Raw genomic sequence first — 24,451 nt, 5'->3', positions numbered from 1 at the left:
GGCTGGATGAACGGTAATGGTGGATCGCATCCCAGTTGGGGATGCGTGCCCGGTCCCTTGGTATGTATTTAGAACTTTCGGCTGACCGAAAGCGTGAAGTTTCTGCCCGCCATCGCCGATACGCCGTCGGCGAGATAAGGGCTGTAAAACTTATCAAAGATGTTTTCGACGCCTGCTCTGACTTCCGTTCCTGCCATAAACCCTTCCTTAGGTGTCCATTCCAGGAGAAGTCCGTGGACGGCATAGCCTCCACTTTCAGGCCTCGCGTAAAAGTACCCGGTACCTTGATAGTAAGGTGTGTGCTTCTGTTCGGCGACAAACTGGCCGGTCCAGCGCAGTGACAGTTCGGAGTCTGGAATTCGATAACCTAGCGAAGCATTCACAGTAAGCGGAGCCATATCGCCTGGATAAGTTTTGCCGCCGTAAATGTCGTTGATCGCGCCCTTGCGTGAGCCATTCATGATGGAAAGACCGAGGCTGCCGAACACGGTGTCCGATTCATAATTCGCCTTCACTTCAACGCCGTAGATACGATAGGATGGCGTGTTCCAATAGAAGGGCACAGGACCTGTCACATTTGCCAGATTGGCACTACCAAATCGTCTGGTGACGGGATCGGTAACGTGATTGTAAAAACCCGATACCGAGGTGGTGAGAGTATCCCCCGAACTCCACACATCGTAAAACTCCTGCGACACACCCACATTGAAGGAGTTATTGCGTTCCGGAAGAAGATCTCTTGATGTTGCAGATGCTTTCGTTGCAATGCTTTGCGACGAATAGAGTTCATCGATAATGGGGGTTCGCATCGCGTAAGCCCAGTCGAGAAAAAGTGTTGTGGAAGGCGTCGCTTCCCAACGGCCGCTCAGGGCTGGGGTGAAGCCATTGTAGGAAACCGCCGAGTAATCATGTCCCGCCAAGGGGTTGTTGTATCTCGGAGCGGCATTCGGTTTGCCTTCCATTCTCACGTGGTCGAAGCGAAGTCCCGGAGTGATGAAGAAGCCATCCGTGACTTCGACTTCATCACGAATGAAGGCTGAGATCGATGTCTGTGTGCCTTCAGGCACGATCCAGGACGCATAGTAGCCGTAGTTGTAGCTTGGATTGCTGCTGTTCGCGACGTCGTACATCCATGCGTCACGATCATGCATGCCGATCTGGATGCCATAGTTCAAGACGTGCGGAGCATTCAGTATTTCTAGCCTGGACGTGTTCTCTGCCTCAAACTTGATGTCGGAGTATTGGGCGTCATTCTCTTGGCCGCCAAGCGAGGCGCTGGGTGTAAATCCCGGGATGATGGGCCGCGTGCGATGGAGGCTCGTGGAAGAAAAGCTTGCCATTGCTTTGAAATTCACGAGGTCGCTTTCGCCGTCATAGCGGTATTTGAGCGTGGCCGAAAAATCATCTAGATCGCGAGCAGCCAACGCACGCAGTCGTGCCTGTTGCCTTCCGTACCGATCGATACTGGACTGACTCACGGCAAGATCGCCACGAACGGCTGCCACTGGCCCCCAATCATCGGAGCGTCCGTAGGTGAGGGAAGCGCGGATTTCGTGACCTTCGTAAGCAGCGCCGCCATTGGCGGTGAATGTTGTGAGCCGGTCATTTGATGCGTCATAAACCTCTCCGCCGCCCACGCGCATATTGCCGCTCTTGCGCCAGGTTCCAGACATCAGCCCGTCATAGGTTACTGGCGTGTCGAAATCTGATTGCCCATAGACCATGACACTCCCTGTTCGCTGATTATTGGCGGTGTGGTAGCTTCCTTTCGTCCATCCTCCAAAGCTTTGGCCGGGCTTCAGCATGTCCTTTGCTGTCTTCGTTTCCATCAGAATGGTGCCGCCGAAACCGCCATTTCCGTAGCGAACCGATGTTGCACCCTTCTGAAGTTCGACGCTCTTGAGGATTTCCGGCTCTATGAAAATGGAACCCTGATCGTAAAGTTCGAAATTTTTCGGAGCACCGTCCAGCAACACCCTGGTATCTGATGGTCTCGCAAACCCGCGTATCACCGTTGTCTGTCCTTGCAATCTTACGCCGCCCGCGGTCGCCACCCCAGGTGTCCTTTGCAACAATTGGGGAAGCGTACTAGCTTGGGAACGTTCGATATCGGCTGAGTCAAATGCGGCATTGCCCGGCGCACTTTCGTTGAACTCCCTACCTCTGATCACAATTGTTTTAAGTGTGGTAGCTCCGTCTGGTGGAGGCTGGACTGGCTCCGATGCCGGCTCGATCTTGATAGTATCCACAGAGATGTATCGATAGGCCAATCCCTTGCCCGACAATAGCGCTTCAAGCGCATGACGCACGTCCATCTGCCCTTTGATCTCCGGGCTCGTCTTGCCTGTCGTAATCGAAGAATCGAAAAGAATTTGCAGCCCCGATTGAGAGCCTAGGCGGTTGATCGCCGAGCTAAGAGAACCTGCTGGAATGTCAAACGCATCCAGCTTCGCTGGCTCTGCAAAGGCATTGCACCCACTCCCAAGCGCAAAACCAATAAGCAACGTCGGCAAGATATAGCTTCGACGTCCCGGTCGAATATTCAGGTGTCCACGGTCCATGGGGAGTCTCCGGATATTGGATGTTTTCATCCCCGGTACGAATGAACATGAGTATTTGGGACATCTTTTTAAGATTTTTTTCTGGCGATATCAGCGCAGGATCGTGAGGTAGGGCGTGAGCTCCAACAGCTTGATATCAAACGCTTTGGCGAAAGACTGAAGAGCCTTGTGAGGGTCGCTCATATCGAGGGTCCCAGAGACTATTTTGCTACGCAGTTCGCGGTTTGCGACCAGGATCTTTCCCGGCAAGTACCTACCGACGGTCTCGATAACGTCTGGAAGAGGCTGCTCGTCGAATACCAACCTGCCGCTTTCCCATTCAGTGACGGACTTTGAGTCGACAGGAAAGGTCTCGCTAATTCCGGAGGCTGAGGCAAAATTAACGCCCTCGTTCTCCTTGACGACTTTCACCTGATGCTCATCGTTAAGGCGCACAGCGACACTGTGTCTGATGACAGCAACCCTTGTTTCGCTCTCCAGCATGTTGACGTCGAAGGCTGTGCCCAAAGCTGTCACGGTCGCACCGTCGGCCTCGACGACGAAGGGTCTTGTCGGGTCTGGCGTAACGTCGACAAGCATCTCGCCGCGCATCAAAATGACACGCCGTTCGTGTTGCGAAAACTGAAACGCTATCGCTGAGTCAGCGTTCAGCACGAGATTGGAACCGTCAGGGGCTCTGAAGGATGCTCGCTGAGCAACGTCCGTGACGTGATCCGCCCGTAAGGTTATCAGCGCATCCGACATGTAAAGATACGAGCCCGCAGCTATCCCAGTCATGACAATGATGGAGGGGAGAACCGTCTTCGAAGGTGGCTTGGACGGAAGAGGAAATCCAAAGTCGCTTTGCGCCGCCGAGAGCCGCTTCGCATCGCCTACGAGACAACGCACACGTTCATAGGCTTTCGCATTGCTCTGGTCTCTGGCTAACCAGGCGTCGAAATCCTTTTTCAACTCTTCGTCGTTGGGCCGGTCTCGCAATTCCAGAAGCCAATCAATTGCCCCCTCTTCGGCATTGCCCGTAAGATCTGTGCGATCCGTCAAAGTGTCGGCTCCAGTCTTTGGAGGCAGTGCAAATAAGCCTTTCGCAAATGACGATCGACCATATTCTTCGTAAGTCCGCTCTTCTTAGAGATCTCAGTCGATGTCAGTCCTCCGACTGCACTTGCGAGAAACACCCGGCGACGCTGTAAAGACAACTCCATGATTGCCTGTTCCAGAATGACGAGCCTCAGGCCAATGTCCGCGGTGTCTTCAGCGCTCTGGCAAGCGTCCGCTACAGTCGCGGCCTCTTCGGAGTTACCAGCGAACAGTCGCTTTTCGAAGTTTGCCCTTCTGAAGTGGTCTATGCCCAGATTGATGCAGGCGCGAATGAGGAATGCTTTTACTGCCGACTGGTTTTCCGGCAGTCGCGGTTTCCCCATCAGCCGCACATAAATATCGTGAACTATATCCTGCGAACCGAGAGGCGTGTGTCCTCGCTTGCGCATAGCGCGGCAAAGGTCGTCGTAATAGGCTTCCATTGCTGCGTTGATCTGAGACTGAGAAGCAGGTTTGCTCCACATGGGTGGTATCCGACTATTCGCTGAGTTGCGCTCTCATAGAACGGAAATGACGCATCGGCAATTAAATATGACTAAAAATATCATGTTATTTTGTTGTTCACCTTTGGAGCGATTCACCAGGCTTTTACGTCTTCACAAGCCTCGCCCTTTGCTCTAGAAGCCCAGCGGTAATCCGGTCGCAGCCCACCCGGTCAAAACAAGGGATCTCAAATTATGAAAACGATCGTCATCTGCTCCGGCGGATTGGACTCCGTTTCGCTTGCGCATAGAATTGCAGCGGAACACGAACTTCTTGCTCTGCTGTCTTTCGATTATGGTCAGCGCCACAGAAAAGAGCTGGACTATGCAGGTGCCTGTGCCGCCCGCCTTGGTGTGCCGCATCACATCATCGACATTCGCACCATCGGCGCTCATCTCACCGGCTCGGCTTTGACCGACGATGTCGAGGTGCCGGATGGGCACTATGCGGAAGAGACCATGCGCTCCACCGTGGTGCCGAACCGCAATGCCATCATGCTCACCATTGCCTTTGGTCTGGCGGCTGCGCAGCAGGCGGATGCGGTGGCGATTGCCGTTCATGGCGGCGATCACTTCATCTATCCGGATTGCCGTCCGGGCTTTATCGATAGCTTCAACACCATGCAGGCCCATGCGCTGGAGGGCTATGCCAAGGTAGAGCTTTACGCACCTTACGTCATGGTCTCCAAGGCGGATATCGTCACCGATGGGGCAAAGCACGACACACCCTTTGGCGAAACCTGGTCTTGCTATAAGGGCGGCGAGCGCCATTGTGGGCGATGTGGCACCTGCGTCGAGCGGCGCGAGGCCTTTCATCTGGCTGGCGTGGCTGACCCTACCGATTACGAAGACCCGGATTTTTGGGCGGCGGCCACCAGTGCCTATGCGGCGCGGGAGGTGCGTTGATGTTTCGCATCACCAAGGAATTTCACTTCTCCGCCTCGCATCAACTCAAAGGCCTGCCCGCCGATCATCAATGTGCGCGGCTGCATGGCCACAACTACATCGTCGAGGTGGAGCTTTCCGGCGAGGCATTGAACGAGCACGGCTTCATTCGCGATTACCACGAGCTCGCGCCGCTGAAGCGCTATATCGACGACTGCTTCGACCACCGGCATCTGAACGATGTTCTCGGCCATGACATGGTGACCGCGGAACGGCTGGCGCAGCATTTCTACGATTGGTGCAAGGGTCGGCTTCCCGAGACGAGTGCAGTGCGCGTCAGCGAGACCGCCAAGACATGGGCAGAGTACCGGCCGGCGGCTGCGCGATGAGTGCGGCTGTTGATGCGCCGCGCGACCCGCCGATCCGGGTCAGCGAAATCTTCGGTCCGACCATTCAGGGCGAGGGGCTGCTGATCGGTCTACCGACTGTCTTCGTTCGCACCGGCGGCTGCGATTATCGCTGTTCCTGGTGCGATACACTGCATGCGGTGGATAGCGACTATCGGGATGACTGGAAGCCGCTCTCCGTCGAGGCGATCTGGGCGGAGGTCGTTAGGCTGTCTGGCGGCAAGCCGATCACCGTTTCGTTGTCCGGCGGCAATCCTGCGATCCAACCACTTGGACCGCTGATCCAGAAAGGTAAGCGCGAGGGATACCGCTTCGCGCTCGAGACGCAAGGAAGCATCTGCAAGGACTGGTTTGCCGATCTGGATTATCTCGTGCTCAGCCCCAAGCCACCCTCCAGCGGCATGGAGACGGACTGGCAGGCCTTCGAGAACTGTCTGGGGGCCGCCGGAACGGAACCCCAGCTTGCGCTGAAGGTCGTCGTTTTCGACGACGCCGATTTTGCCTATGCGCGCGAAGCCGCCTCGCGCTTTCCCTCCCTTCCGGTATATCTTCAGCCCGGCAACCACACCCCGCCACCACCCGATGACGATGATGCGCGCGTCGATGTTGACGGCATTATGGATCGCATGTTGTGGCTGGTGGAAAAGGTCGCATCGGAGCGCTGGTTCGAAGCGCGCGTGCTGCCTCAGCTTCACGTTTTGCTGTGGGGCAATCGCCGCGGCGTCTAACGCGTGGCGCGCAAATCGGTAACTGGATCTCGCGGTCTCGTCATCCCGATAAGCCAGAACCGCGAGCGTGCTGACAGAAGGCATAAGATGGAGCCGGCTTCACGTCGCGATCGCTACAATGCGCGTCTGCGTCATAACGATTCGTCAAATTAAAGTGTAGTAAAGTTGGTACCTAACGGACATGGTTTGCCGCTATGAGGAGGAACGTAGCGTCGGCTGATGCGTTAGGTTGAAACTTCGAATGGGAGGAAGCCATGTTCGATTTTTTGAAGCCAATTCACACGATTGTTGAGAATGACGAGGAGACCGGCACCTATGCCGATGCCTTGCTTCAGGTTCCCGAGTTGCAGTTGACCAATGCGGCGCACGAATATGGCCATGACGCCCATACGCGCGATTATGGCGATCAGCGCGAGATCGCGCGCAGCTCACTTGGATTTGTTTGAGTTTGAAAAAAGCGGGCAACCCTTCCACGGACTAGGACGTTACAACGTCATGTCAGGAGAGCGGGCAGTTTGGTCTTGAGAATGGACCGATCCGGCGAACACAGTGGACCGGAAGGCGATTTCTGGAGACCAGCTGCCCGCACACATTTGGAGATAAGACGCGATGGGTATTGTCCCGACAGAGCCAGATCCCACGACGCCGCTAATCCCGCCGCAGCCTGAAGTCCCTCCAATCCAGGAGCCAGAGCCCGACCGCCTGCCGGACGAGGCGCCCAATCCCAACCCCGATGAGAACGATGAGCCACCGATGGTGGTTTAGGCTGGACGACTGAACGGCTTGCTGAGATGCAGTGAGCCATTGGCGCCGAAACGCCACGGCAGGTCCACAGCCTTCGTAATGCCGATGCGCGGCCCGGCGACGATCTCTGGATCGGTCTCACTTGGACGGAGGAGGACCGGTTGCTCAAACACAGACATTCCATCGGCGTCGCCTGTGATCGCGAGCGCTTGGCAGAGTTTGCCCGGACCGGAGCATAGGTTCCGCAACACATCAGTTCCGCGTCTCATCTTCATCAGGTCCACGCCCGTTTGAGGTTCAAGCGCGCGGATCAAGACCGCCGAGCCAGAGGTGCACACGATGTTGGCGCACCAATGAATTCCATAGGAGCGGTAGACGTAGAGGTGTCCTGGCGCACCAAACATGACGCGATTGCGCAACGTTGGCCCGTTGAAGCTGTGTGAGGCGGGGTCGTCAGGTCGATAGGCCTCTGTCTCAACGATGATGCCGCCGGTGTTGTGAAAGCGAAATTCCATCCCGATCATTGCCCTGGCAACGACCACCGCATCCCTATCGAAGAAATCCTTGTTCATCCCGGCATGGTGACGCGCGCAGGCGCCGGGAACAACCCGTATTTTATCCAGTTTAGTGAATAAGCCACTCGTTCTGGCTAAACGCTACTGCCATCAATAGGAGACCGCCAATGGCGCAGGAAAAAGTTGCACTCGTCACCGGCGCGGGATCCGGCATTGGTCGTGCCTCCGCCCTTGCTCTTGCCAAGGATGGATATGCCATCGGTGCGCTCGGGCATACTGCCGATGAACTGGAAAAGCTCGTTGCCGATATCGAGAAGGATGGCGGCGAGGCGCTGACGTTGGTTGCCGACGTCGCGGACGAGGCTGCAATGGATGAGGCCGTCACCCGGCTTGCTGAAAAATATGGACGGTTGGACGTTGTGGTGGCGAATGCCGGCATCAACGGCGTATGGGCTCCGATCGATGATCTGAAACCGGAAGAGTGGGACAAGACCATGACCGTCAATCTTCGGGGCACCTACATGACCCTCCATAAGACGGTGCCGCATCTGAAGGCTGCCGGTGGCGGATCGATCGTTATCATCTCATCCATCAACGGCACACGCACCTTCACGTCGCCGGGCGCCACTGCCTACTCAGCCACTAAGGCAGGGCAGCTTGCGATGGCGCAGCAACTGGCGCTTGAGCTTGGCCAGTACAAAATCCGTGTCAACGCGATCTGTCCAGGCGCAATCGAGACGAAGATCGACGACAACACCGATATCCGTAGCTCCGATGAAACGGAAATTCCGGTCGAATGGCCGGAGGGCGACATCCCCATCACGGGCGGGGAGGCGGGTCTGAGCGAGGACGTCGCCGATCTCGTAGCGTTTCTGGCGAGCGACAAGTCGCGTCACATCACCGGTACGCCGGTCTGGATCGATGGCGGTCAGGGACTTTTGCGATAGAAGGACTGCCATTCGTCGCGCTCACGTCGTTGTGTGTCTATGATTAACGGACTCGTAACGGAAATTCACGACTCTTTGTCCATTCGGGTGATTGCCGTCATGTGGTCACCTTCTTTAGTTAGTCACGCGACAAAGAGACGGGCAAGACGTTCCATGAGCACTTCGGCAAAATCGGGTTTCGTAGCGACGAAGCTTCGAGACATCATGATCGCATCGGCGCGCGCCGCAGCTGTCGTTGGGCTGTGTGCGTCGCTTGCTGCCTGTACGTCCATGGGGTTCGACAGCGCGTCGAAAGAGCCGCCTAAATTATCCTCCAAGGTTGCTGCCGCCATGTCTGCCAAGGGCATGAAGCCGGAAAGCCCCGTGCTTGTGAGGATTTTCAAGCAGGAAAGCGAGCTGGAAGTCTGGAAGGTTGACAAGACCGGTAACTACGCCCTGTTCAAGGCCTATCCGATGTGCCGGTGGTCCGGCAAGCTTGGTCCCAAAACCAAGAGCGGGGATCGACAGGCGCCTGAAGGTTTCTACCATGTCTCCTCCAGCATGCTGAACCCGAACTCGCAATATTATGTCTCTTTCAACCTCGGCTATCCGAACCGGCTTGAATCGGCGCTCGGCTATACGGGTGAAGCGCTGATGGTGCATGGCGCCTGTTCTTCGTCTGGCTGCTACGCCATGACGGATGCGCAGATTGGCGAGATCTATGCGATCGTCGAGCGTGCCTTGAAGGGCGGCCAGGATCGCTTCCAGGTTCAGGCCTATCCGTTCCGCATGACGGCGAAGAACATGGCGGCTTACAAGAATGATCCGAACTTCCCCTTCTGGCGGACGCTGAAGGATGGCTACGACTATTTCGAAGTCACTCGCCGTCAGCCAAAGGTCTCGGTCTGCGGTCGCCGCTACGTGTTCAACACGGAATTTGCCGGTGGCGAGCCGGCCGATCCGCTGGCAGCCTGCCCACCCGCTGTCAATCAACTTGACCCGCAAGTGGCCTCGCGGCTCGACGTCGAGAAGCAGAAGCTCGATGTTGCCATGGCCGGTGGAACTTCAAGCGTCATGAACGCTTATGTCGATGGCGGGATGCATCCAAGCTTCCGCGCTATTTTGAAGAACAGCGGTGCAAAGGACATGGCGGGTCGTGTTTCCGGCACGAAGTATCCGATCAGCCGCCCGGAAGCAGCGCTCGCCGACCCGTTTTCCGGAGCACGATGACGATGGCACCGGCCTGAACATCGGAACCGATTTCGGCAGGCACGATGCATGGATTTAAGAAGGTGGAGTGTCTTTTGGCCGTCCAATGGGACGCACGGCGCTCCAGTTGATGAGGATTTGGATTGAATAAGCATGAAACGACACGCCGAAGCTTTCTGTTCGGCACCGGCGGACTGGCCCTGACGGCACTGGCAGGATGCACCACCACGCCGCGCGAGACGGTAGAAACACGCCCCAGAGTCGATCCTTATTATGCCGAGGTCTACGGACCGAAGCCGGACGAGCAGTTCCCGCTGCCGGCGATCCCGTACCAGAAAATCGATCCGCAATTTTACCGCCAGATGGTCGAGAACCCGACCGGCGAACGGCCCGGAACCATCGTTGTCGACACGGCTAACCACTTCCTCTACCTCACCTATGAAAACAACCAGGCGATGCGTTATGGTGTGGGCCTGGGGCGTGCCGGCTTTGAGTGGGCGGGCAGGGGTGTCATTCAGTATAAGCGCCAATGGCCGCGCTGGACGCCGCCCGATGAGATGATCGCGCGCCAGCCGGAACTTGCGCCTTACAGCTCCGCGAACGGGGGTATGGCCCCGGGTCTGATGAACCCGCTTGGAGCACGCGCGCTTTACATCTTCAAGGACGGCCGCGATACGATCTACCGACTGCATGGTTCGCCGGAATGGTGGACGATCGGCAAATCCGTTTCGTCCGGCTGCGTCCGCCTGATGAACCAGGATATTGTCGACCTCTACAATCGTGTGCCTGACGGCACCCCGATCGTTGTAACGTCGCTTGCTCCGCCGTCACAGGTGATGGCTGGTGCGCCTGCGCCGCAGATCGTTGCTGGTTTGCCGGGTACTTACTAAGTGAAAAGAGCGTCGCCGTATCAGGCAGGCGGCGCTTCCCATTCCACGCAGATGCGTGTTCCGGAATGCGCCTGAACGCTGCTCTGCTCGACCGTCGCCTTCAGGCTCTGGGCCATGGCAGAGATGAGCTTTGTGCCAAGCCCGGTGCCTTGCGGCTTCGGCTTGCTTCCCATCCCTACACCGTCATCTTCGACTGTTAGTTGCAGCTTGCCCTCGCGAATTTTGAGCGAGATGCGGATATCGCCATCACTGGTGGGGTAGGCGTATTTCAACGAGTTCGTCGTAAGTTCGGTCACGATCACGCCGAGTGCCACCGCCTGGTCGGGGGCCGCGCTGATCGTCTCCATGTCTGTCTTGATGCGAATGCGCTCATTATCCGGGCCGGATTTCGCCAGCTCGTTGATGATGGAAGAGAGATAAGCGTCAAGGTCCACCACACCCATATTGTCGGCGGTATAAAGACTGCGATGGACGCCGGCGATGGCCGAAATTCGGTTCTGCGTTTCCGATAGAACAGTGCGCGCCTCTTCGCTGGAGGCCGCGATCATCTGCATGCGGATCATTGCCGAGACCAGCGAAAGGCTGTTGGCGATGCGATGGTTCATCTCTTTTGCCATCAGCTCGGCGCGTTCCTTGGCGCGCACGAGAAGACGCTCCGCCTCTTCCTTCTCCTTGCGAAGCTGGAAATTGGCGCAGACCTGCTCGATGGAGGTCAGAAGCAGTGGGAAGAAATCGTCGGCGACCGTCTTGATGACGTAGTCCGCAGCGCCCGCCTTCAATGCGTCGATTGCGATCTGTGCCTCGCTTGCGCCGGTGACATAAAGAACGGGCGTATCGCGGCTGCGGTCGCCGATGGCATTAAGGAATTGCAGGCCGGTGCCGGTTACAAAATAATGGTCCAGCACCACGGCGTCGAATGTCCCGGCATTGAATTTCTCAAGCCCAAGGACGACGGACGGTGCATGGTCGACCTGAACGCCGTGCCGACCCAACACGCGTGTAGCGAGCCGCGCGACAGTGGGATCATCATCGACATAAAGTATATGCACCGCGTTTACGCCTTTATGGAACCTGTATCACCGAGAAGAAGAGGCCGAGGTTTCTGATCGCGGTGGCAAAGCCTTCGTAATCGACCGGCTTGGTGATATAGACGTTTGCACCGAGATCGTAGCACTTCTGGATTTCAGTCTCGTCGTCCGTCGTCGTCAACACGACCACAGGCAGACGCTTGGTATGCTCGTTGCTCTTGATCTGCTCCAATATCCTGATTCCGGACATATCGGGAAGATTAAGGTCGAGAAGAACGAGAATGTAGCGGTCCTTGCTGACGAGGCCATCGCGGTTCGGTCCGAGAATGTAGTCCAGCGCCTTGTTGCCAAGCGTGAAGGGCACGATCTCGTTGTTGACGCCGGCGCGCCGAACGTTCTTCTCTATCAGGCGGGCATGCCCCTCATCGTCTTCGATCATGACGATCGTGACTTCCTGGCCGGTTATTTTCATGTGTCGTTACCTCGTGTGATTTTCCGCAGATCAGTTGGCAAGGTCAGATGGAATGTACTTCCTTTGCCAAGTTCCGAGGCGACGGTAATGTCCCCGCCTAAATTTCTTATTAGCGAACGCACGTGCGCGAGTCCAATGCCCTCGCCCTGCTGGTCCTGATCGCCGGCGCGTCTGAAGAGTTCGAAGATCCGCTCCAGGTCTTCTTCCGCAATACCACGTCCGTTATCGGTAATGTCGAGCCGCACGATACCACGTCCCTGCGGCAGGATGCGCGCTGAAATGTGCAGCGGACGACCTTTCATCTGATACTTGACGGCGTTGTCGAAGAGATTGCCGAGGATCTGATCAAGCGAGATCCTGTCGCTGATGACGGTGAAGGGCTGCACATTCACGTCGATCTCGCCGTCCACTGCAGAGACCTGGTGCTGAACGCTTGCGCCCGCTACCGCCAAAAGCTCTCTCAGATCGACCTTCTCCGCCTGCAGCTTGCGGCGGCCATCGCGGGAAATCTTCAGGATGGCATTGATCAGCTGATCCATCTTGCGGGTGGACGAGCGAATGAAACCGATTGCTTCCGGCAGGTCTTCCTTGACAGCTAACCGTGCGTCTCTGATCTCGTTTTCCGAGAGCGTGGCACCATCGGCCAGCACATAGCTTTCGATAGGTTTCAGCGAGGCTTCGAATTCAGACAGAAAGCCCATAATGTTGACGAGCGGCGCACGCAGGTCGTGCGTCACGATATAGGCGAAGCGCTGTATTTCCTGATTGGCGCGTATCAAGTCACGGGTGCGCTCGTTGACGCGTTCTTCGAGGCCACGATTGAGTGAATCGACCTCCTCGCGAGAGCGCATCAGTTCGCCTACATATTTCGCGATCAGAAAAAGAGCGCCACCCACAACCGCGATGATAGCGATAGCGCCGCCGATCGTCACCCAGCGAAGATTGTCCGCCGCTTGCAACTGATCGTTGACAATGACGCGAAGCCGATCATCCGTGACATCCTGAAACTCATCCAGCGTGTTGCGGATCTCTTGCATGTAGATGAGGCCTGTATCGGCGCGGACGATATCGATCGCCTCATCAATCCGTCCCGCATTCACAAGATCAATCGTGCGACCGATTTCGGCGATTTTGGCATCGATGGCGGTCTGAAGAACAGGAAGCTTTCCAGTATAGATCGGCTTGTTCTGAACGCTGGCCACAAGCCGCTCACGCTTTTCCGCCAGCGTCTGCAAGGCTTCCCTATATGGAGCGAGATAATCTTCCCTGCGGGTCAACAGATAACCGCGCTGACCGGTCTCCGCGTCCTGAATGGTGGTGAGTACGTCCAAAATTGCCGAGCGGATTCGGCGGAGATCTGCGGTCTCACGGGAATAGTTATCGTTCTTTTCAACGAGCCACAGCGATGCCCCGACCATTCCGATCAACAGGGCTATTCCGAGCCCCAGCATGACCAGGGTTCGCCTGACAAAAGGAGAGAGTTTGACCAATGACGTCCCCACATCTCAATCGGCACAGTTGCCCGGCATGTCGCAATGCGCAGTTGAAAACGACCTATGCCTATCCTGTTGTTTATGCAAGTTCATGCAGTCTTACCAGCGGGATAGTACGGTTTCGCACAAAAGACTTTGACTGACGTTAGAGTAGTGGAACCAAAATTCCGGGTCCGATGTTGTTGCTGCAAAGCTATACAGTTCTGGAGACCCCGATGAAACGGTTCGCAGCAGGCGCCGCAGCGCTCTTCCTATTGTCAACGACGACTGCCGTTCTGGCGCAAACCTACGAAGTCAGCAGCATCGCGCCGGCCAAGAAAGTCTCATCGAACAGTGGTGTCGCGAAGAAGCCAAAACTGGCGAAGAGAGCGAAAACGGCCGTGGCTGCTAAAACGGACGCCGCACCGAAAGCGGAGATCGCTCCCAAAACTGAGATCGCTGCTACCTACATCGTCGACGTGTCCGGAAAGCGCGTGCGTCTTATCGGGCCAAGCTTTTATCCCGACAACTCCAATGAGGTGGAGTTGGCGGGGCGCAAAGACGCTTTGATGAGGGAAGCAGCCCTGATGGACACTTCCATTTCGACGGCATCGCGGTAGGCTGTTTGCTGCAAGGTGAAGTAATCGTCTTGCATCACCTTGGGGAAATATATGACGGATAACAGGGGAAGCGGGTGGATCAGGCCTGACGATGACGAGTCGCAAAAGGCCACGTTTCCAGAATTATTCTTCGATCTCGTTTTCGTTTTCGCGCTGATCCAGCTTTCCTACACTTTGACGGAAGATTTTGGCGCGACTGCACTCTACGAGGCCGCCATCCTCATTCTAGCGCTGTGGTGGCTGTGGGTGCACATCACATGGCTCACCAATCTGCTGAACACCGATAAAGGGCCTGTCAGGATGTTCCTGTTCGGCCTCATGTTTGCCGGGGTGTTGCTCGCCATCGCCTTGCCCAAGGCGTTCGAGAGCCAGGGGATCATCTTTGCATCGATCTATACGGTGATGCAGCTCTCCCGCTCGCTCTTCGGTCTCTATGTTTTCCATGGTGTCGACCACGGCAACTCCAAGACTTTCGGCAGGATGACCGTATGGCTGGTGGTTTCCAGCTTTTTCTGGATTGCCGGCGGGCTGACCGATAGCTTGACCTATCGCTTGATCTTGTGGACGGTCGCGATCGCCACCGAATATATCGGGCCGCTCGTGCGGTACTATGTTCCTGGCGTACGTGCCCATGACGACGAGCAGATTCTTCTTTCGGGCGAGCACCTTGCGGAGCGATGCGCGCTGTTCGTCATCATCTGCCTTGGTGAAACGATCCTCACGACAGGCAAGACGGCGACGGAATATATGAATTCCGGCCTGACTTTCGTGGTGTTCTGTGCGGCCTTCCTCAGCACCGTCATCATGTGGTGGATATATTTTCACCATGGGCAGGAGCAAGCCTCGGAAAAAGCCGAGGAGACGGCCGAGCCGGAGAAAATCGTCCAGAACCTCTTCAACTACGGCCATCTGCCCATCGTCGCAGGTATCATCCTGACGGCTGTCGGCGAGGACTTCAGTCTTTCAAACAGCCATGATCCCGCGACGCTCAGAGAGTCGCTGGCGATCATGGGCGGGCCGATCCTGTTTTTGCTCGGCAATATCGGCGTTAAGGTTGCGGCATCCCATGTGAGGCCGGTGTCGCACTTCGTCGGTGTGGGTGTACTGGTGGCACTCCTCTTCGTCCCAGACGTGCCGCTTTATGGTCTGCAGATTGCCAGTGCAGCCATCCTGTTGCTCGTTGCGATCTGGGAGTATGTGGCGCTTCGCAAAAATGCCGAGACGATGGGATAGGCTGGCGTTTAAGCTTCTCACGCCTCAATCAAGGCTCGGCATGACGTCATGCTTGCGGAAGGTCGGTAATGCCTCAGACCGACGTTCGATTGCGACAATCAGACTTTGCGCCGGCGTCGAGAGCGGCACGCCGGTTGCGGTGATGACGCCCCAGTAAAATGGAACATGGAAATCGAGCGGAAGGACAGTCAGTCCTTCGATCGGCAGGCCCGTCAGTGTTACGGACTCAACGATACCGATACCGAGGCCGCTTCTGGCGAGCGCCAGCGAGACGTAACTCGTATTGCTGTCGATAATGCCAGCCGGTTCGACGTCGTGATGGTTCAACGCCTGATCGATCCGCCTGCGCAATCGGTAAGGGTTGGCAGAGGTCAACAGGCGGCGTTCCCTAAAGTCCGAGGCTGTGATCACGTGCCGCTTTGCCAGAGGATCGTCGCTGGCGATGACGGCAACATAGGAAACCTCGCCGATCCAGTGGACGTCGACACCCGGATTGTCAAAAGGCAGGCTCGCGATGCCGACCTCTGCGGTGCGCGCGACAATGGCTTGGACGACATTTTACGACGTCATGATCGACAGATGGATGTCCAGCGGGAACCCGCGGTCTGGAAGATCGGCAAGAGCAAGTGGTGCGATACCGGCCGCCAGTGCAGGAACGGCAGCCAGCCGCACGGTGCCGGCCTGATCATTGGCAATGTCGTAAGCGGTCTGGCTGATCGTCTTCAGCCCGTTCAAAAACAGCTCCGCTTGAACAAACAACGCACTGCCTTCTTCTGTAGGCGCGATGCGCGGCCCATTCCGATGCAGCACAGGGAAACCAAGTTCGCTCTCGAGGTCCTGGATCAGCCTTGTGACCACCGGTTGCGACTTGCGGAGCGCCTGGGCAGTACCCGTCATGCTGCCAATCGACATGACCGCAACAAACGCTTCGAGCTGGCGCGCATCAAGGTAGTCCAGTGGCATCGAAACTCCTGAAGTCGCCACTATCGATAAAGGCTTCTATCATGGCCTTGTAAGGATTTATATCGATCCTGTTATCAGCGAGCCACTCCTGATTGTAGTAGGTTGCGGCGTATCGGTCACCGCTGTCGCATATCAGCGATACGAGCGAACCCTCCCGTCCTTCCTTCATCATCGCTGCCGCAATCCAGCACACACCGAAGAAATTGGTGCCGGTGGAGCCACCGACGCGCCGGAAGAGGCGCTCTGAGAGGACATGCATGGCAGCGATCGATGCTGCGTCCGGTATCTTGATCATGTGATCGATGACGCCGGGAATGAAAGAGGGCTCGACGCGCGGGCGGCCCACGCCCTCGATGCGTGACGGTGTCGAGCAGGTGACGTTTCGGTCTCCCGACATATAGGATTGGTAAAAGGCCGAGTGCTCCACGTCCACCACACATAGCCGGGTCGGAAGATTGCGATAGCGGATGTAGCGTCCGATCGTGGCGGAGGTGCCTCCGGTGCCGGCATTCATCACCACCCATGATGGCTCAGGATGCTCTTCGCTCTGCATCTGGTCGAAGATGGATTCGGCGATATTGTTGTTGCCACGCCAATCCGTTGCACGTTCGGCATAGGTGAACTGGTCGAGATAATGGCCCTGCGCTTCCGCAGCCAGCTTCTCCGCAACGGTATAGACTTCGGAAGGGCTGTCGACGAAATGACAGCGACCGCCGAAGCGCTCGATGGCCTCTACCTTCTGGCGGCTGGTTGAGTGCGGCATGACGGCGATGAAGGGCAGGTCGAGCAGATGCGCGAAATAGGCCTCGCTGACCGCGGTGGAGCCGGACGAGGCTTCTACCAGCGTCGTTCCCTGGCGGATCTTTCCGTTGCAGATTCCATAGAGGAACAATGAGCGGGCGAGGCGATGCTTGAGGCTGCCGGTCGGGTGCGTCGACTCGTCTTTCAGATAAATCGATATGCCGCGCAGGCCGTTAAAAACGGGCTTCACGAGATGGGTATCAGCTGAACGGCGTCCATCACCTTGCAGAATGCCGATGGCACGACGCGCCCATTCGCGGTCTTCGCATGCCGGCAGCGGGGTGATTGGAGGCGTTGAAAGACACTCATGCATGGCAGTTGAGCTCCATCTGGCCCGACCGGCTTGCTGTGCGCGATGCCTCGTTCAAATATTTTATCGAAGCGACAGTTTCCATAAAAATATGCTCCCATGAATAGATATGGAAGAAGAATGTTCCATGGAATCGTCCTATCTTAGAACGATGGTTTTGCAAAGCGGGTGGAGGCCAGCAGCGCACACCGCACCGCCAAAATTTAGCGCCCTGTGATCGGATTGGCCTTCCAGAGCCGTCTCAGATGGCGATAGCGTTAGGCCGTGCCGTCCACCAGAACAAAGGGCTGTCCCCTCGAGCATGTTTCAATGCGCGCATCCACCCGATAGATATCGCGCAGCATGGCAGGCGTGATGACATCTTCGGTCGCGCCACTCACCACCATCTGGCCCCCGGCAATCACGAGGGTATTTTCGCAGTAGCGTAGCGCATGGTTCAGATCGTGAAGCGCAATCAACACGATCATGCCCTCGCGACGGGCGAGGCTTGAGATGAAGTCCAGCACTTCCACTTGCCGATGAAGATCGAGCGCTGAGGTCGGTTCGTCCATCAACAGCACTTCCGGCTTGCGAACCAGTGCCTGCGCCAGTGACACGAGCTGACGCTGGCCGCCGGACAGTTCGCCAAGTCCGCGGAAGGACAGGTTGTCGATGTTGAGCGCCTTCAGGATCGCGTCGATCTCGGCAAGTTCGTCGTCGCGAACTTTCCAGCCGCTTCCCTGCTTGGCAGAAAGCAGGATGGATTCGTAAACCGTGAGCACCGCATTGGCGCCGGTGTCCTGCGGCATATAGCAGATGGTCTTCGGCCCTTGCTCCGTTTGAGATAGCGTCACCACGCCGGGGCCGGAAATCAGGCTGGCAATGCGCTTGAAGAGCGTGGATTTTCCGGCTGCGTTCGGGCCGATGACAGCCGTGACGCTCCCTGCGCGGAGCATATCCATAGTGACATTGGAAAGAACGGTGGTGCGTCCGTATTTCGCGCCGACATCCTGTAGAGCCAAGGCTACCATGCGCGTCTCCTGTTAGAAAAGATCAGGATGAAGAAGAAGGGTACACCAACGAGAGCCGTAATCACCCCGATTGGCAGAACGGCGCCTGGGATCAGCATCTTGCTGACGACGGAGGTGACAGAGAGAAGAAGCGCGCCGCAGATGACCGAGCCGGGCAGGAAGAAACGCTGGTCCTCACCCACCACCATGCGGGCAATATGCGGGCCGACGAGACCAACGAAGCCGATCGTGCCGACGAAGGACACCGGAATGGCGGCCAGCAGGCTGACGGTCAGCATGGTCTGGAGGCGCAGGCGACGGACGTTGACGCCCATGCTCGCAGCCTTGTCATCGCCAAGGCGGAGCGCCGTCAAAGCCCAGGCATTCTTCATGAAGAGCGGCACGGTCAGCACGAGAATGGCGGCAGTCACATAGACCTTAGCCCATGTTGCCTTGGTGAGGCTGCCCATGGTCCAGAAGACGACCGCTGCGAGTGCCTGTTCGGAGGCGAGATATTCCAGAAGTGAAAGGGCCGCATTGAAGGTGAAAACCAGTGCGATGCCGAGAAGCACGATGGTCTCGACGCTGACGCCGCGCATGGTGGACGCAAAGTGAATGAAGAGGGCCGCCAGCATCGCCATCAGGAAGGCGTTGATCGGTACCATATACTCCACCGCGCCTGGGAAGATCGCAATGCCGCCGACAAGCGCCAAAGCAGCGCCAAAGCTTGCCGCTGCCGAGATGCCAAGCGTGAAGGGGCTGGCGAGAGGGTTCGAGAGGATGGTCTGCATCTGCGCGCCCGCGACAGAAAGAGAGGCGCCGACGGTGACCGCCATCAAGGCAATCGGCATGCGAATGTCCCAGATAACCACGCGAAGCTGGTTGGCAACCGCCGCCGGATCGAAGATAGCGCTTACCACGTCTGAAAGCGTGTAACGCGCCGGCCCCAGCGCCATGTCCGTCGCAATGCTGAGGCACAAAGCTAGAAGAAGACCGACGAGGATCAGTATGCGGCGGCCGGCAAGGGCGCGGTATTGATGCCCTCCGGTCGTCTCCATGGGCGTTTGGGTGACGGAAGCCATTTTAGTTCACGCCTTTTTCGAGGGAAACGAAGTAGCCGGGCTTGTAGCTGATTGGCAGGAATTTCTTGTGGAAGTCGTCGAAATTCTTCTCCGGATCGAGATTGGCAAAGAGATCGGGATGAAACCACTTGGCAAATTGCTGGATGGGGAAGAACTCGTAAGGGGCGCCATAGAACTGGTGCCAGACGGCGTGGACATTGCCTTGCTTGACTGCCGTCAGTTCAGGAAACGGCGTGCGGGTCATCAGCTTGGCGAGACGCTCCCGCGCCAGTGTCATATCGGCGCCGCGGCCAACAGGCACGAACTGGTTGATATCGGATTCCGCCGCCCAGTTGGAGCCCGTAACGATGATGTGGGCTGGATCGGAGACGACGAGTTGCTCCGGGTTGAGATCACCGAAGGTGGTCTTGATCACGTCAGACGCAATATTGTGGCCACCGGCCTCCTCAACCATCGCGCCGAAATTGACCGGGCCGAAGGTGCGGCAGCAGGTGTTTTCGCCTGAGATACCCGGGGCGCGCTCTATGAAGACACCAGGACGTTTCAGATCCTTCACGGTCGCCAGCTTATCGGTCACCAGCGCGATCTGCTGGCGGCGATAGGCCATGAATTCATCTGCGCGCTGCTCGGCACCGAAAATTTGTCCAAGGGCGCGGATCGAACGTTCGGTGTTCTTGTCCGGGTCGAGCCGGAAATCGAGATAGACAACCTTGATACCGGCAGCGGCGGCCTTCTCTTCAAAGCCGCTTTCCTTTGCGCTTTGCTCGGCCTCCAGGTTCAGCGTGATCACATCCGGAGACAGTGCAATAGCGGCTTCCAGGCTGAACCCGCCTTGCGGCAGATAACCGAAGCGGGGCAAATCCTTGATCTGCGGAAAGCGCTCGACATAGGCCGTGTAGCTATCCGGGTCCTTCTTGATGAGATCGTCCCGCCAGCCGACAACCGTGTCAAACGTTTTGTCGCCCTTAAGCGCCGCGACAACGTGAACCTGCCGGGCTTCGCCGAGGATCACCCGCTTTGCAGGCAGATCCATCTCGACGGTGCGACCGGCTGCATCGACGATCTGCGCCGACAAGGCCGGAGAGGAGAGCGTCGCAAAAAGGATGGTTGCAATGGTGCCAAGCGTTTTGAAAATCATGGGATGACCCTCTTTTAAAAACAGCATGGCGAGGCGGAGAGAGGCCGCCTCGCTTCGTTCGTTTCTGGCCTGGTTCGGGCCATTGTCTTCTCTGTTTTACGTGTCGTTTTTCAGAGACACGAAGTAGCCGGGCTTGTATTCGAGCGGCAGGAAACGCTCATGCAGTTCCTTGAAGGTCGCCTCAGGCTCGAGATCCTTGAAGAGATCGGGATGCAGCCACTTGGCAATCTCCTGGATCGCGACGAACTGATAGGGGTTGTTGTAGAACTGGTGCCAAATGGCGTGAACATTGCCGTTCGCGACCGCCTTGACGCCGGTAAAGCCCGGGCGCTTCGTCAGCGCTTCCAGCTTGCGGCGCGCTTCCTTTAGATCCGCACCGTAACCGACGCCGACCCAATTGCCGCCGGGCACATAAGCGTCCCACTTGCCACCGGTGATGATGATCTGGTCCGGATTGGAGGCAATGATCTGCTCGGGATTGACCGTGCCGAAGGTGCCGGGAATGATGCCCTTGGCCATGTTGATGCCACCGGCGATCTCGACCATCTTGCCGAAATTCTCATTGCCGAAAGACATGCAGCAATCGTCCGAATATCCGCCGGCGCGCTCGACGAAGACGACGGGCTTCTTCGGGTTTTCCTTCTCGAGAACGTCGGTGACGCGTTTGATGCTGTCGGAGCGGAACTTGATGAAGTCTTCCGCGACCGCTTCCTTGCCCATCAGCTTGCCCATAAGACGCATGCTCGGCTCTGTGTTCTCCATCGGCTTTTCGCGGAAGTCGACATAGACCAGCGGAATGCCGACCTTGCCAAGCTTCTCGATATAGCCGGCTTCCTCCGTTGCCGTCTTGGCATCGATGTTCATCAGGATGACATCGGGCTTCAGCGCAACCGCCTGCTCGATATCGAAGGTGCCGTCCTTCATGCCGCCGAACTTCGGCAGCTTGGCGATATCCGGATACTTCGCCAGATAGGCCTCATAGGTTTCCGGATCGGCCTTCGGCAGATCGTCGCGCCAACCGACGACGTGTTCGAAGGGTTTGTTCTTGTCCAGAGCGGCGAGAAAATAGATTTGGCGGCCTTCGCCGAGAATTACGTGCTTGACCGGCACATTGACCTCGACATCGCGTCCGGTGACGTCTTTGACGGTCACTTTTTCAGCAAAAGCAGGCCATACGGTCGAAACCAGAAGGCCCATTGCAAGAACTGCGGATCTGCCTGTAATGCGCATTGAAATAGCTCTCCAATAAAACTTTTGGCGCTTTAAGATTTTATGATTGCGTTCGTCAAGTTTTATCTTTTAGAGCAATTCTCAACTGCAATTGTGAAGGTCGGCCAGCATGGACAGCGCAAATGATTACGGAAGCAACTTTGGTCTGAAGGACGAGATCAAGGCTTATTGGTCCGCTCGCGCTGCGACCTTCGATCTTTCACCCGGACATGAAATCTTTTCCGAGGATGAACGCGCCGCCTGGCATCGTCTTGTGCTGAAGCATCTGGGGCCGGGTGAGGGGAGGCTGGCGCTCGATCTCGCAAGCGGCACGGGCGTCGTCTCCCATCTGATGGACGATCTCGGCTTCCGCGTGACTGGCCTCGACTGGGCAGAGCCCATGCTGGAGCGGGCAAAGGCCAAGGCGAAGAGCCGAAACCGACAGATTGCCTTTCGTATGGGCGATGCGGAAAACACCATGGAGCCGGACGCAAGCTATGATGTGGTGATCAACCGTCATCTCGTCTGGACCCTGGTCGATCCAAAGGCCGCCTTCCGTGAATGGATCCGGGTTTTGAAACCCGGCGGGCAGGTGCTGATCGTCGATGGTGATTTCGTCAATGTCAGCCGCATGGAGAAGGTCCTGAAAGACCTGGCGAACTGGCTGCAAAGGCGCGGGCTTCTCAAGGCCGAAGCGGTGCACATGCCGCCGGATATGGCCGGCACGCATAACAGCATTCTATCCCGCGTATATTTTTCCAATGGCGCCCGTGCCGAGGCGGTGGCAGCATTGCTGCGCGATGCCGGCTTCGAGGACGTGACGATCGACACCGATCTTCGCGATGTTCACAAGAGCCAGGCAAAGAACTGGAATGTCCTGAAGGCTGCGGCCCGTGGCATTCAGCACCGCTACGCGATCTGTGCGCGCAAGCCGGGATAAAAAAGCCCCGGATTTCTCCGAGGCTTGAGGGTCGTGTAATCAGCCGGCCTTGGCCATAGCCTTGGCAGCCATGCGGGCGCGGATCGATTCCACATCTGCCTTGGGCGTCGCCGCAAACAATGTGCGGGTGTAGCTGTGCTTGGGGTCGGAGAAGACCTCGTCGCGGGTGCCATATTCGACCGCTTCACCGAAATACATCACCATAACTTCGTCGGCGATATACTTCACCACCGACAGGTCGTGGCTGATGAAGACATAGGTCAGGCCGAATTCGTCCTGAAGGTCGGCAAGCAGGTTCAGCACCTGTGCCTGGACCGAGAGATCGAGCGCGGAAACCGGCTCATCCAGGACGAGAAGCTTAGGATTGAGCATCAGTGCACGCGCAATGGCGATACGCTGGCGCTGTCCGCCGGAGAACATGTGCGGATAGCGGTTATAGTGCTCGGGGCCGAGACCGACGCGCACCAGCATGTCGGTCGCCTTTTCGCGGCGCTCGGCGGCAGACATTTTGGTGTTGATCAGCAGCGATTCACCCAGCACATCGCCGATCTTCTGGCGCGGGTTGAGTGAGCCATAGGGATTCTGGAACACGATCTGCACCTTCTGGCGCATATCCGCCGTCAGGTGGCCGGGACGCGTGTCCATCTTCTCGCCGTCGATGAAGAGTTCGCCGGATGTGGGCTCGTCGATGAAGGTCAGCATGCGGGCAAGGGTAGACTTGCCGCAGCCGCTTTCGCCGACGATTGCCAGAGTCTTGCCTGTCTCCAGCTTGAAGGACACGCCCTTGACGGCATGGACCGTCTTGCTCTGCTTCAGAAAGCCGCCAGGGATATGATAATCCCGCTTCATGTCGCGGACTTCGAGCATGATCTTGTTCTCGCTCATGCCGTTTCTCCCCCAATGCTTGCGGCTGGCGTCGGTGTGCCATCGAAGAACTGCGATACGGTCGTGAGGCGATCGCCCGTCGCATTCTCCGGCAGCGCTGCCAGAAGTGCCTTGGTATAGTTGCTCTTCGGGTTTTCAAACAGAGTGAGCACGTCGGCCTCCTCCATCTTGCGCCCCTTATACTGAACCACCACGCGGTCCGCCGTTTCCGCCACCACGCCCATATCGTGGGTGATCATGATCAGGCCCATGCCGGTTTCGGCCTGCAGGCGCATGATGAGATCGAGGATCTGCTTCTGGATCGTCACGTCGAGCGCGGTGGTCGGCTCGTCGGCGATCAGGAGCTTCGGATTGCAGGCAATCGCGATCGCGATCATCACGCGCTGGCACTGACCGCCAGACATCTGGTGCGGATAATGCTTCAACCGCTCTTCCGGATCCGGCAGACCGACGAGCTTGAAGAGTTCGATCGCGCGTGCGCGACGTGCCTTCTTGTCGAGGCCCATATGGATTCGCAGAACTTCCTCGATCTGGAAACCAACCGTGAAGCACGGATTGAGGCTTGCAACCGGTTCCTGGAAGATCATGGCAACATCCTTGCCGATCAGCTTGCGGCGTTCGGATGCGCTGAGATTCTGGATATCCTTGCCCTGGAAGAGCATGCGGTCGGCGGTAATGCGTGCCGTCCAAGGTAAGAGGCCCATAACGGCCAGCATGGAGACGGACTTGCCGGAGCCGGACTCGCCGACGATGGCAAGCACTTCACCCGGATCGACCGAGATCGACACGCCATCCACGGCGCGGAACCAGCCATTGGCGGTTTCGAACTCGACGGTGAGATTATCGATTTGCAGAAGTGCCATA

27 protein-coding genes are annotated in these 24,451 nt (G+C 57.2%); 11 read left to right on the top strand and 16 right to left on the bottom strand.

Annotation, left to right across the window (positions count from 1 at the left end):
* Nucleotides 1-68: 68 nt before the first annotated feature.
* From PVA19_RS05370 to PVA19_RS05360, 3 genes are all read right to left on the bottom strand, one after another.
* Nucleotides 69-2,561: a TonB-dependent receptor gene (locus PVA19_RS05370; RefSeq protein WP_274101468.1), complete on the bottom strand. Its 2,493-nt coding sequence runs from the start codon at nucleotides 2,559-2,561 to the stop codon at nucleotides 69-71.
* A gap of 90 nt (nucleotides 2,562-2,651) precedes the next feature.
* Entirely contained in the window at nucleotides 2,652-3,602 is a 951-nt protein-coding gene (locus PVA19_RS05365; RefSeq protein WP_274101467.1) for a FecR family protein, read from the bottom strand.
* The gene (locus PVA19_RS05360; protein WP_062424073.1) at nucleotides 3,599-4,123 is read right to left on the bottom strand and encodes an RNA polymerase sigma factor; all 525 of its coding nucleotides are present in this window, start codon (nucleotides 4,121-4,123) and stop codon (nucleotides 3,599-3,601) included. Before PVA19_RS05360 ends, PVA19_RS05365 begins: the two co-directional genes overlap by 4 nt.
* Before the next feature lie 213 nt (nucleotides 4,124-4,336).
* On the opposite strand from PVA19_RS05360, the gene queC reads away from it, so the two are divergent.
* The 5 genes from queC (at nucleotide 4,337) to PVA19_RS05335 (ending at nucleotide 6,926) form a co-directional block, all read left to right on the top strand.
* A complete protein-coding gene (queC, locus tag PVA19_RS05355; RefSeq protein ID WP_112357850.1) occupies nucleotides 4,337-5,047 on the top strand; it encodes a 7-cyano-7-deazaguanine synthase QueC in 711 nt (236 codons plus the stop codon).
* Entirely contained in the window at nucleotides 5,047-5,415 is a 369-nt protein-coding gene (queD, locus tag PVA19_RS05350; RefSeq protein ID WP_274101466.1) for a 6-carboxytetrahydropterin synthase QueD, read from the top strand. The genes queC and queD overlap by 1 nt, the downstream gene beginning before the upstream one ends.
* Nucleotides 5,412-6,161 (top strand): 7-carboxy-7-deazaguanine synthase QueE, encoded by a 750-nt coding sequence (queE, locus tag PVA19_RS05345; protein WP_274101465.1) that lies wholly within the window; start codon nucleotides 5,412-5,414, stop codon nucleotides 6,159-6,161. The genes queD and queE overlap by 4 nt, the downstream gene beginning before the upstream one ends.
* A 254-nt stretch (nucleotides 6,162-6,415) precedes the next feature.
* Nucleotides 6,416-6,607 carry a hypothetical protein gene (locus PVA19_RS05340; RefSeq protein WP_062424077.1) on the top strand — a complete coding sequence of 64 codons (192 nt, stop codon included), beginning with the start codon at nucleotides 6,416-6,418 and terminating at the stop codon, nucleotides 6,605-6,607.
* 163 nt (nucleotides 6,608-6,770) lie between these two features.
* A complete protein-coding gene (locus PVA19_RS05335) occupies nucleotides 6,771-6,926 on the top strand; it encodes a hypothetical protein (protein WP_274101463.1) in 156 nt (51 codons plus the stop codon).
* Here the strand turns inward: PVA19_RS05335 and PVA19_RS05330 are convergent.
* On the bottom strand, nucleotides 6,923-7,477 hold the full coding sequence (locus tag PVA19_RS05330) for a DNA-3-methyladenine glycosylase (RefSeq protein ID WP_274101461.1): 555 nt from the start codon (nucleotides 7,475-7,477) through the stop codon (nucleotides 6,923-6,925). The two genes, PVA19_RS05335 and PVA19_RS05330, sit on opposite strands and share 4 nt — an antisense overlap.
* Before the next feature lie 110 nt (nucleotides 7,478-7,587).
* Between PVA19_RS05330 and PVA19_RS05325 the strand changes: the two genes are divergently transcribed.
* The 3 genes from PVA19_RS05325 to PVA19_RS05315 all read left to right on the top strand — a co-directional run bounded on the left by PVA19_RS05325 (nucleotide 7,588) and on the right by PVA19_RS05315 (nucleotide 10,445).
* On the top strand, nucleotides 7,588-8,367 hold the full coding sequence (locus PVA19_RS05325) for an SDR family oxidoreductase (protein WP_274101460.1): 780 nt from the start codon (nucleotides 7,588-7,590) through the stop codon (nucleotides 8,365-8,367).
* A gap of 204 nt (nucleotides 8,368-8,571) precedes the next feature.
* Nucleotides 8,572-9,576 carry a L,D-transpeptidase family protein gene (locus tag PVA19_RS05320; RefSeq protein WP_274101846.1) on the top strand — a complete coding sequence of 335 codons (1,005 nt, stop codon included), beginning with the start codon at nucleotides 8,572-8,574 and terminating at the stop codon, nucleotides 9,574-9,576.
* A 122-nt stretch (nucleotides 9,577-9,698) separates the two neighbouring features.
* On the top strand, nucleotides 9,699-10,445 hold the full coding sequence (locus tag PVA19_RS05315) for a L,D-transpeptidase (protein ID WP_111847036.1): 747 nt from the start codon (nucleotides 9,699-9,701) through the stop codon (nucleotides 10,443-10,445).
* A gap of 20 nt (nucleotides 10,446-10,465) precedes the next feature.
* On the opposite strand, the gene PVA19_RS05310 is transcribed toward PVA19_RS05315, so the two are convergent.
* The 3 genes from PVA19_RS05310 to PVA19_RS05300 are packed head-to-tail and all read right to left on the bottom strand — an operon-like array spanning nucleotide 10,466 to nucleotide 13,396.
* Nucleotides 10,466-11,494: a sensor histidine kinase gene (locus tag PVA19_RS05310; protein WP_062424081.1), complete on the bottom strand. Its 1,029-nt coding sequence runs from the start codon at nucleotides 11,492-11,494 to the stop codon at nucleotides 10,466-10,468.
* Nucleotides 11,495-11,507: 13 nt separating this feature from the next.
* On the bottom strand, nucleotides 11,508-11,945 hold the full coding sequence (locus tag PVA19_RS05305; RefSeq protein WP_062424082.1) for a response regulator: 438 nt from the start codon (nucleotides 11,943-11,945) through the stop codon (nucleotides 11,508-11,510).
* A complete protein-coding gene (locus PVA19_RS05300; protein ID WP_274101459.1) occupies nucleotides 11,942-13,396 on the bottom strand; it encodes a sensor histidine kinase in 1,455 nt (484 codons plus the stop codon). Before PVA19_RS05300 ends, PVA19_RS05305 begins: the two co-directional genes overlap by 4 nt.
* A gap of 257 nt (nucleotides 13,397-13,653) precedes the next feature.
* On the opposite strand from PVA19_RS05300, the gene PVA19_RS05295 reads away from it, so the two are divergent.
* Together PVA19_RS05295 and PVA19_RS05290 are read left to right on the top strand one after the other, a co-directional pair.
* Complete coding sequence (locus PVA19_RS05295; RefSeq protein WP_274101458.1) at nucleotides 13,654-14,037, top strand: hypothetical protein; 384 nt, start codon at nucleotides 13,654-13,656, stop codon at nucleotides 14,035-14,037.
* 51 nt (nucleotides 14,038-14,088) lie between these two features.
* Entirely contained in the window at nucleotides 14,089-15,270 is a 1,182-nt protein-coding gene (locus PVA19_RS05290) for a low temperature requirement protein A (protein WP_274101457.1), read from the top strand.
* Between the two features lie 24 nt (nucleotides 15,271-15,294).
* Here the strand turns inward: PVA19_RS05290 and PVA19_RS05285 are convergent, their stop codons facing one another.
* From PVA19_RS05285 to PVA19_RS05255, 7 genes are all read right to left on the bottom strand, one after another.
* The gene (locus PVA19_RS05285; protein ID WP_274101845.1) at nucleotides 15,295-15,813 is read right to left on the bottom strand and encodes a LysR substrate-binding domain-containing protein; all 519 of its coding nucleotides are present in this window, start codon (nucleotides 15,811-15,813) and stop codon (nucleotides 15,295-15,297) included.
* A 15-nt stretch (nucleotides 15,814-15,828) separates the two neighbouring features.
* The gene (locus PVA19_RS05280) at nucleotides 15,829-16,233 is read right to left on the bottom strand and encodes a LysR family transcriptional regulator (protein WP_274101456.1); all 405 of its coding nucleotides are present in this window, start codon (nucleotides 16,231-16,233) and stop codon (nucleotides 15,829-15,831) included.
* Nucleotides 16,214-17,347, bottom strand: a complete 1,134-nt coding sequence (locus tag PVA19_RS05275) for a PLP-dependent cysteine synthase family protein (RefSeq protein ID WP_274101455.1) — start codon at nucleotides 17,345-17,347, stop codon at nucleotides 16,214-16,216. The genes PVA19_RS05280 and PVA19_RS05275 overlap by 20 nt, the downstream gene beginning before the upstream one ends.
* A gap of 254 nt (nucleotides 17,348-17,601) precedes the next feature.
* Nucleotides 17,602-18,354 carry an ABC transporter ATP-binding protein gene (locus tag PVA19_RS05270; RefSeq protein WP_062424086.1) on the bottom strand — a complete coding sequence of 251 codons (753 nt, stop codon included), beginning with the start codon at nucleotides 18,352-18,354 and terminating at the stop codon, nucleotides 17,602-17,604.
* A complete protein-coding gene (locus tag PVA19_RS05265) occupies nucleotides 18,348-19,415 on the bottom strand; it encodes a FecCD family ABC transporter permease (RefSeq protein WP_112519580.1) in 1,068 nt (355 codons plus the stop codon). The genes PVA19_RS05270 and PVA19_RS05265 overlap by 7 nt, the downstream gene beginning before the upstream one ends.
* Before the next feature lies 1 nt (nucleotide 19,416).
* Complete coding sequence (locus PVA19_RS05260; RefSeq protein ID WP_062424088.1) at nucleotides 19,417-20,553, bottom strand: ABC transporter substrate-binding protein; 1,137 nt, start codon at nucleotides 20,551-20,553, stop codon at nucleotides 19,417-19,419.
* Nucleotides 20,554-20,649: 96 nt separating this feature from the next.
* Nucleotides 20,650-21,783, bottom strand: a complete 1,134-nt coding sequence (locus PVA19_RS05255; RefSeq protein WP_274101453.1) for an ABC transporter substrate-binding protein — start codon at nucleotides 21,781-21,783, stop codon at nucleotides 20,650-20,652.
* A gap of 109 nt (nucleotides 21,784-21,892) precedes the next feature.
* Here PVA19_RS05255 and PVA19_RS05250 point away from each other — a divergent pair, with 109 nt between their 5' ends.
* The gene (locus PVA19_RS05250; RefSeq protein ID WP_062424090.1) at nucleotides 21,893-22,702 is read left to right on the top strand and encodes a class I SAM-dependent methyltransferase; all 810 of its coding nucleotides are present in this window, start codon (nucleotides 21,893-21,895) and stop codon (nucleotides 22,700-22,702) included.
* Between the two features lie 39 nt (nucleotides 22,703-22,741).
* On the opposite strand, the gene PVA19_RS05245 is transcribed toward PVA19_RS05250, so the two are convergent.
* A complete protein-coding gene (locus PVA19_RS05245; protein ID WP_062424091.1) occupies nucleotides 22,742-23,587 on the bottom strand; it encodes a dipeptide ABC transporter ATP-binding protein in 846 nt (281 codons plus the stop codon).
* On the bottom strand, nucleotides 23,584-24,450 hold the full coding sequence (locus PVA19_RS05240; RefSeq protein WP_082447357.1) for an ABC transporter ATP-binding protein: 867 nt from the start codon (nucleotides 24,448-24,450) through the stop codon (nucleotides 23,584-23,586). The genes PVA19_RS05245 and PVA19_RS05240 overlap by 4 nt, the downstream gene beginning before the upstream one ends.
* Between the last annotated feature and the right edge of the window lies 1 nt (nucleotide 24,451).

Source organism: Agrobacterium sp. CNPSo 3708 (assembly GCF_028674915.1).
Taxonomy (GTDB): domain Bacteria; phylum Pseudomonadota; class Alphaproteobacteria; order Rhizobiales; family Rhizobiaceae; genus Agrobacterium; species Agrobacterium cavarae.
This window is presented reverse-complemented; position numbering and strand designations above follow the sequence as displayed.

Coding starts and splice junctions, on each gene's coding strand:
- PVA19_RS05370 (WP_274101468.1), bottom strand. CDS start 2,561: ATGGACCGTGGACACCTGAATATTCGACCGGGACGTCGAAGCTATATC.
- PVA19_RS05360 (WP_062424073.1), bottom strand. CDS start 4,123: ATGTGGAGCAAACCTGCTTCTCAGTCTCAGATCAACGCAGCAATGGAA.
- queC (WP_112357850.1), top strand. CDS start 4,337: ATGAAAACGATCGTCATCTGCTCCGGCGGATTGGACTCCGTTTCGCTT.
- queD (WP_274101466.1), top strand. CDS start 5,047: ATGTTTCGCATCACCAAGGAATTTCACTTCTCCGCCTCGCATCAACTC.
- queE (WP_274101465.1), top strand. CDS start 5,412: ATGAGTGCGGCTGTTGATGCGCCGCGCGACCCGCCGATCCGGGTCAGC.
- PVA19_RS05340 (WP_062424077.1), top strand. CDS start 6,416: ATGTTCGATTTTTTGAAGCCAATTCACACGATTGTTGAGAATGACGAG.
- PVA19_RS05335 (WP_274101463.1), top strand. CDS start 6,771: ATGGGTATTGTCCCGACAGAGCCAGATCCCACGACGCCGCTAATCCCG.
- PVA19_RS05330 (WP_274101461.1), bottom strand. CDS start 7,477: ATGAACAAGGATTTCTTCGATAGGGATGCGGTGGTCGTTGCCAGGGCA.
- PVA19_RS05325 (WP_274101460.1), top strand. CDS start 7,588: ATGGCGCAGGAAAAAGTTGCACTCGTCACCGGCGCGGGATCCGGCATT.
- PVA19_RS05320 (WP_274101846.1), top strand. CDS start 8,572: ATGATCGCATCGGCGCGCGCCGCAGCTGTCGTTGGGCTGTGTGCGTCG.
- PVA19_RS05305 (WP_062424082.1), bottom strand. CDS start 11,945: ATGAAAATAACCGGCCAGGAAGTCACGATCGTCATGATCGAAGACGAT.
- PVA19_RS05300 (WP_274101459.1), bottom strand. CDS start 13,396: ATGCTGGGGCTCGGAATAGCCCTGTTGATCGGAATGGTCGGGGCATCG.
- PVA19_RS05295 (WP_274101458.1), top strand. CDS start 13,654: ATGAAACGGTTCGCAGCAGGCGCCGCAGCGCTCTTCCTATTGTCAACG.
- PVA19_RS05290 (WP_274101457.1), top strand. CDS start 14,089: ATGACGGATAACAGGGGAAGCGGGTGGATCAGGCCTGACGATGACGAG.
- PVA19_RS05280 (WP_274101456.1), bottom strand. CDS start 16,233: ATGCCACTGGACTACCTTGATGCGCGCCAGCTCGAAGCGTTTGTTGCG.
- PVA19_RS05275 (WP_274101455.1), bottom strand. CDS start 17,347: ATGCATGAGTGTCTTTCAACGCCTCCAATCACCCCGCTGCCGGCATGC.
- PVA19_RS05270 (WP_062424086.1), bottom strand. CDS start 18,354: ATGGTAGCCTTGGCTCTACAGGATGTCGGCGCGAAATACGGACGCACC.
- PVA19_RS05265 (WP_112519580.1), bottom strand. CDS start 19,415: ATGGCTTCCGTCACCCAAACGCCCATGGAGACGACCGGAGGGCATCAA.
- PVA19_RS05260 (WP_062424088.1), bottom strand. CDS start 20,553: ATGATTTTCAAAACGCTTGGCACCATTGCAACCATCCTTTTTGCGACG.
- PVA19_RS05255 (WP_274101453.1), bottom strand. CDS start 21,783: ATGCGCATTACAGGCAGATCCGCAGTTCTTGCAATGGGCCTTCTGGTT.
- PVA19_RS05250 (WP_062424090.1), top strand. CDS start 21,893: ATGGACAGCGCAAATGATTACGGAAGCAACTTTGGTCTGAAGGACGAG.
- PVA19_RS05245 (WP_062424091.1), bottom strand. CDS start 23,587: ATGAGCGAGAACAAGATCATGCTCGAAGTCCGCGACATGAAGCGGGAT.
- PVA19_RS05240 (WP_082447357.1), bottom strand. CDS start 24,450: ATGGCACTTCTGCAAATCGATAATCTCACCGTCGAGTTCGAAACCGCC.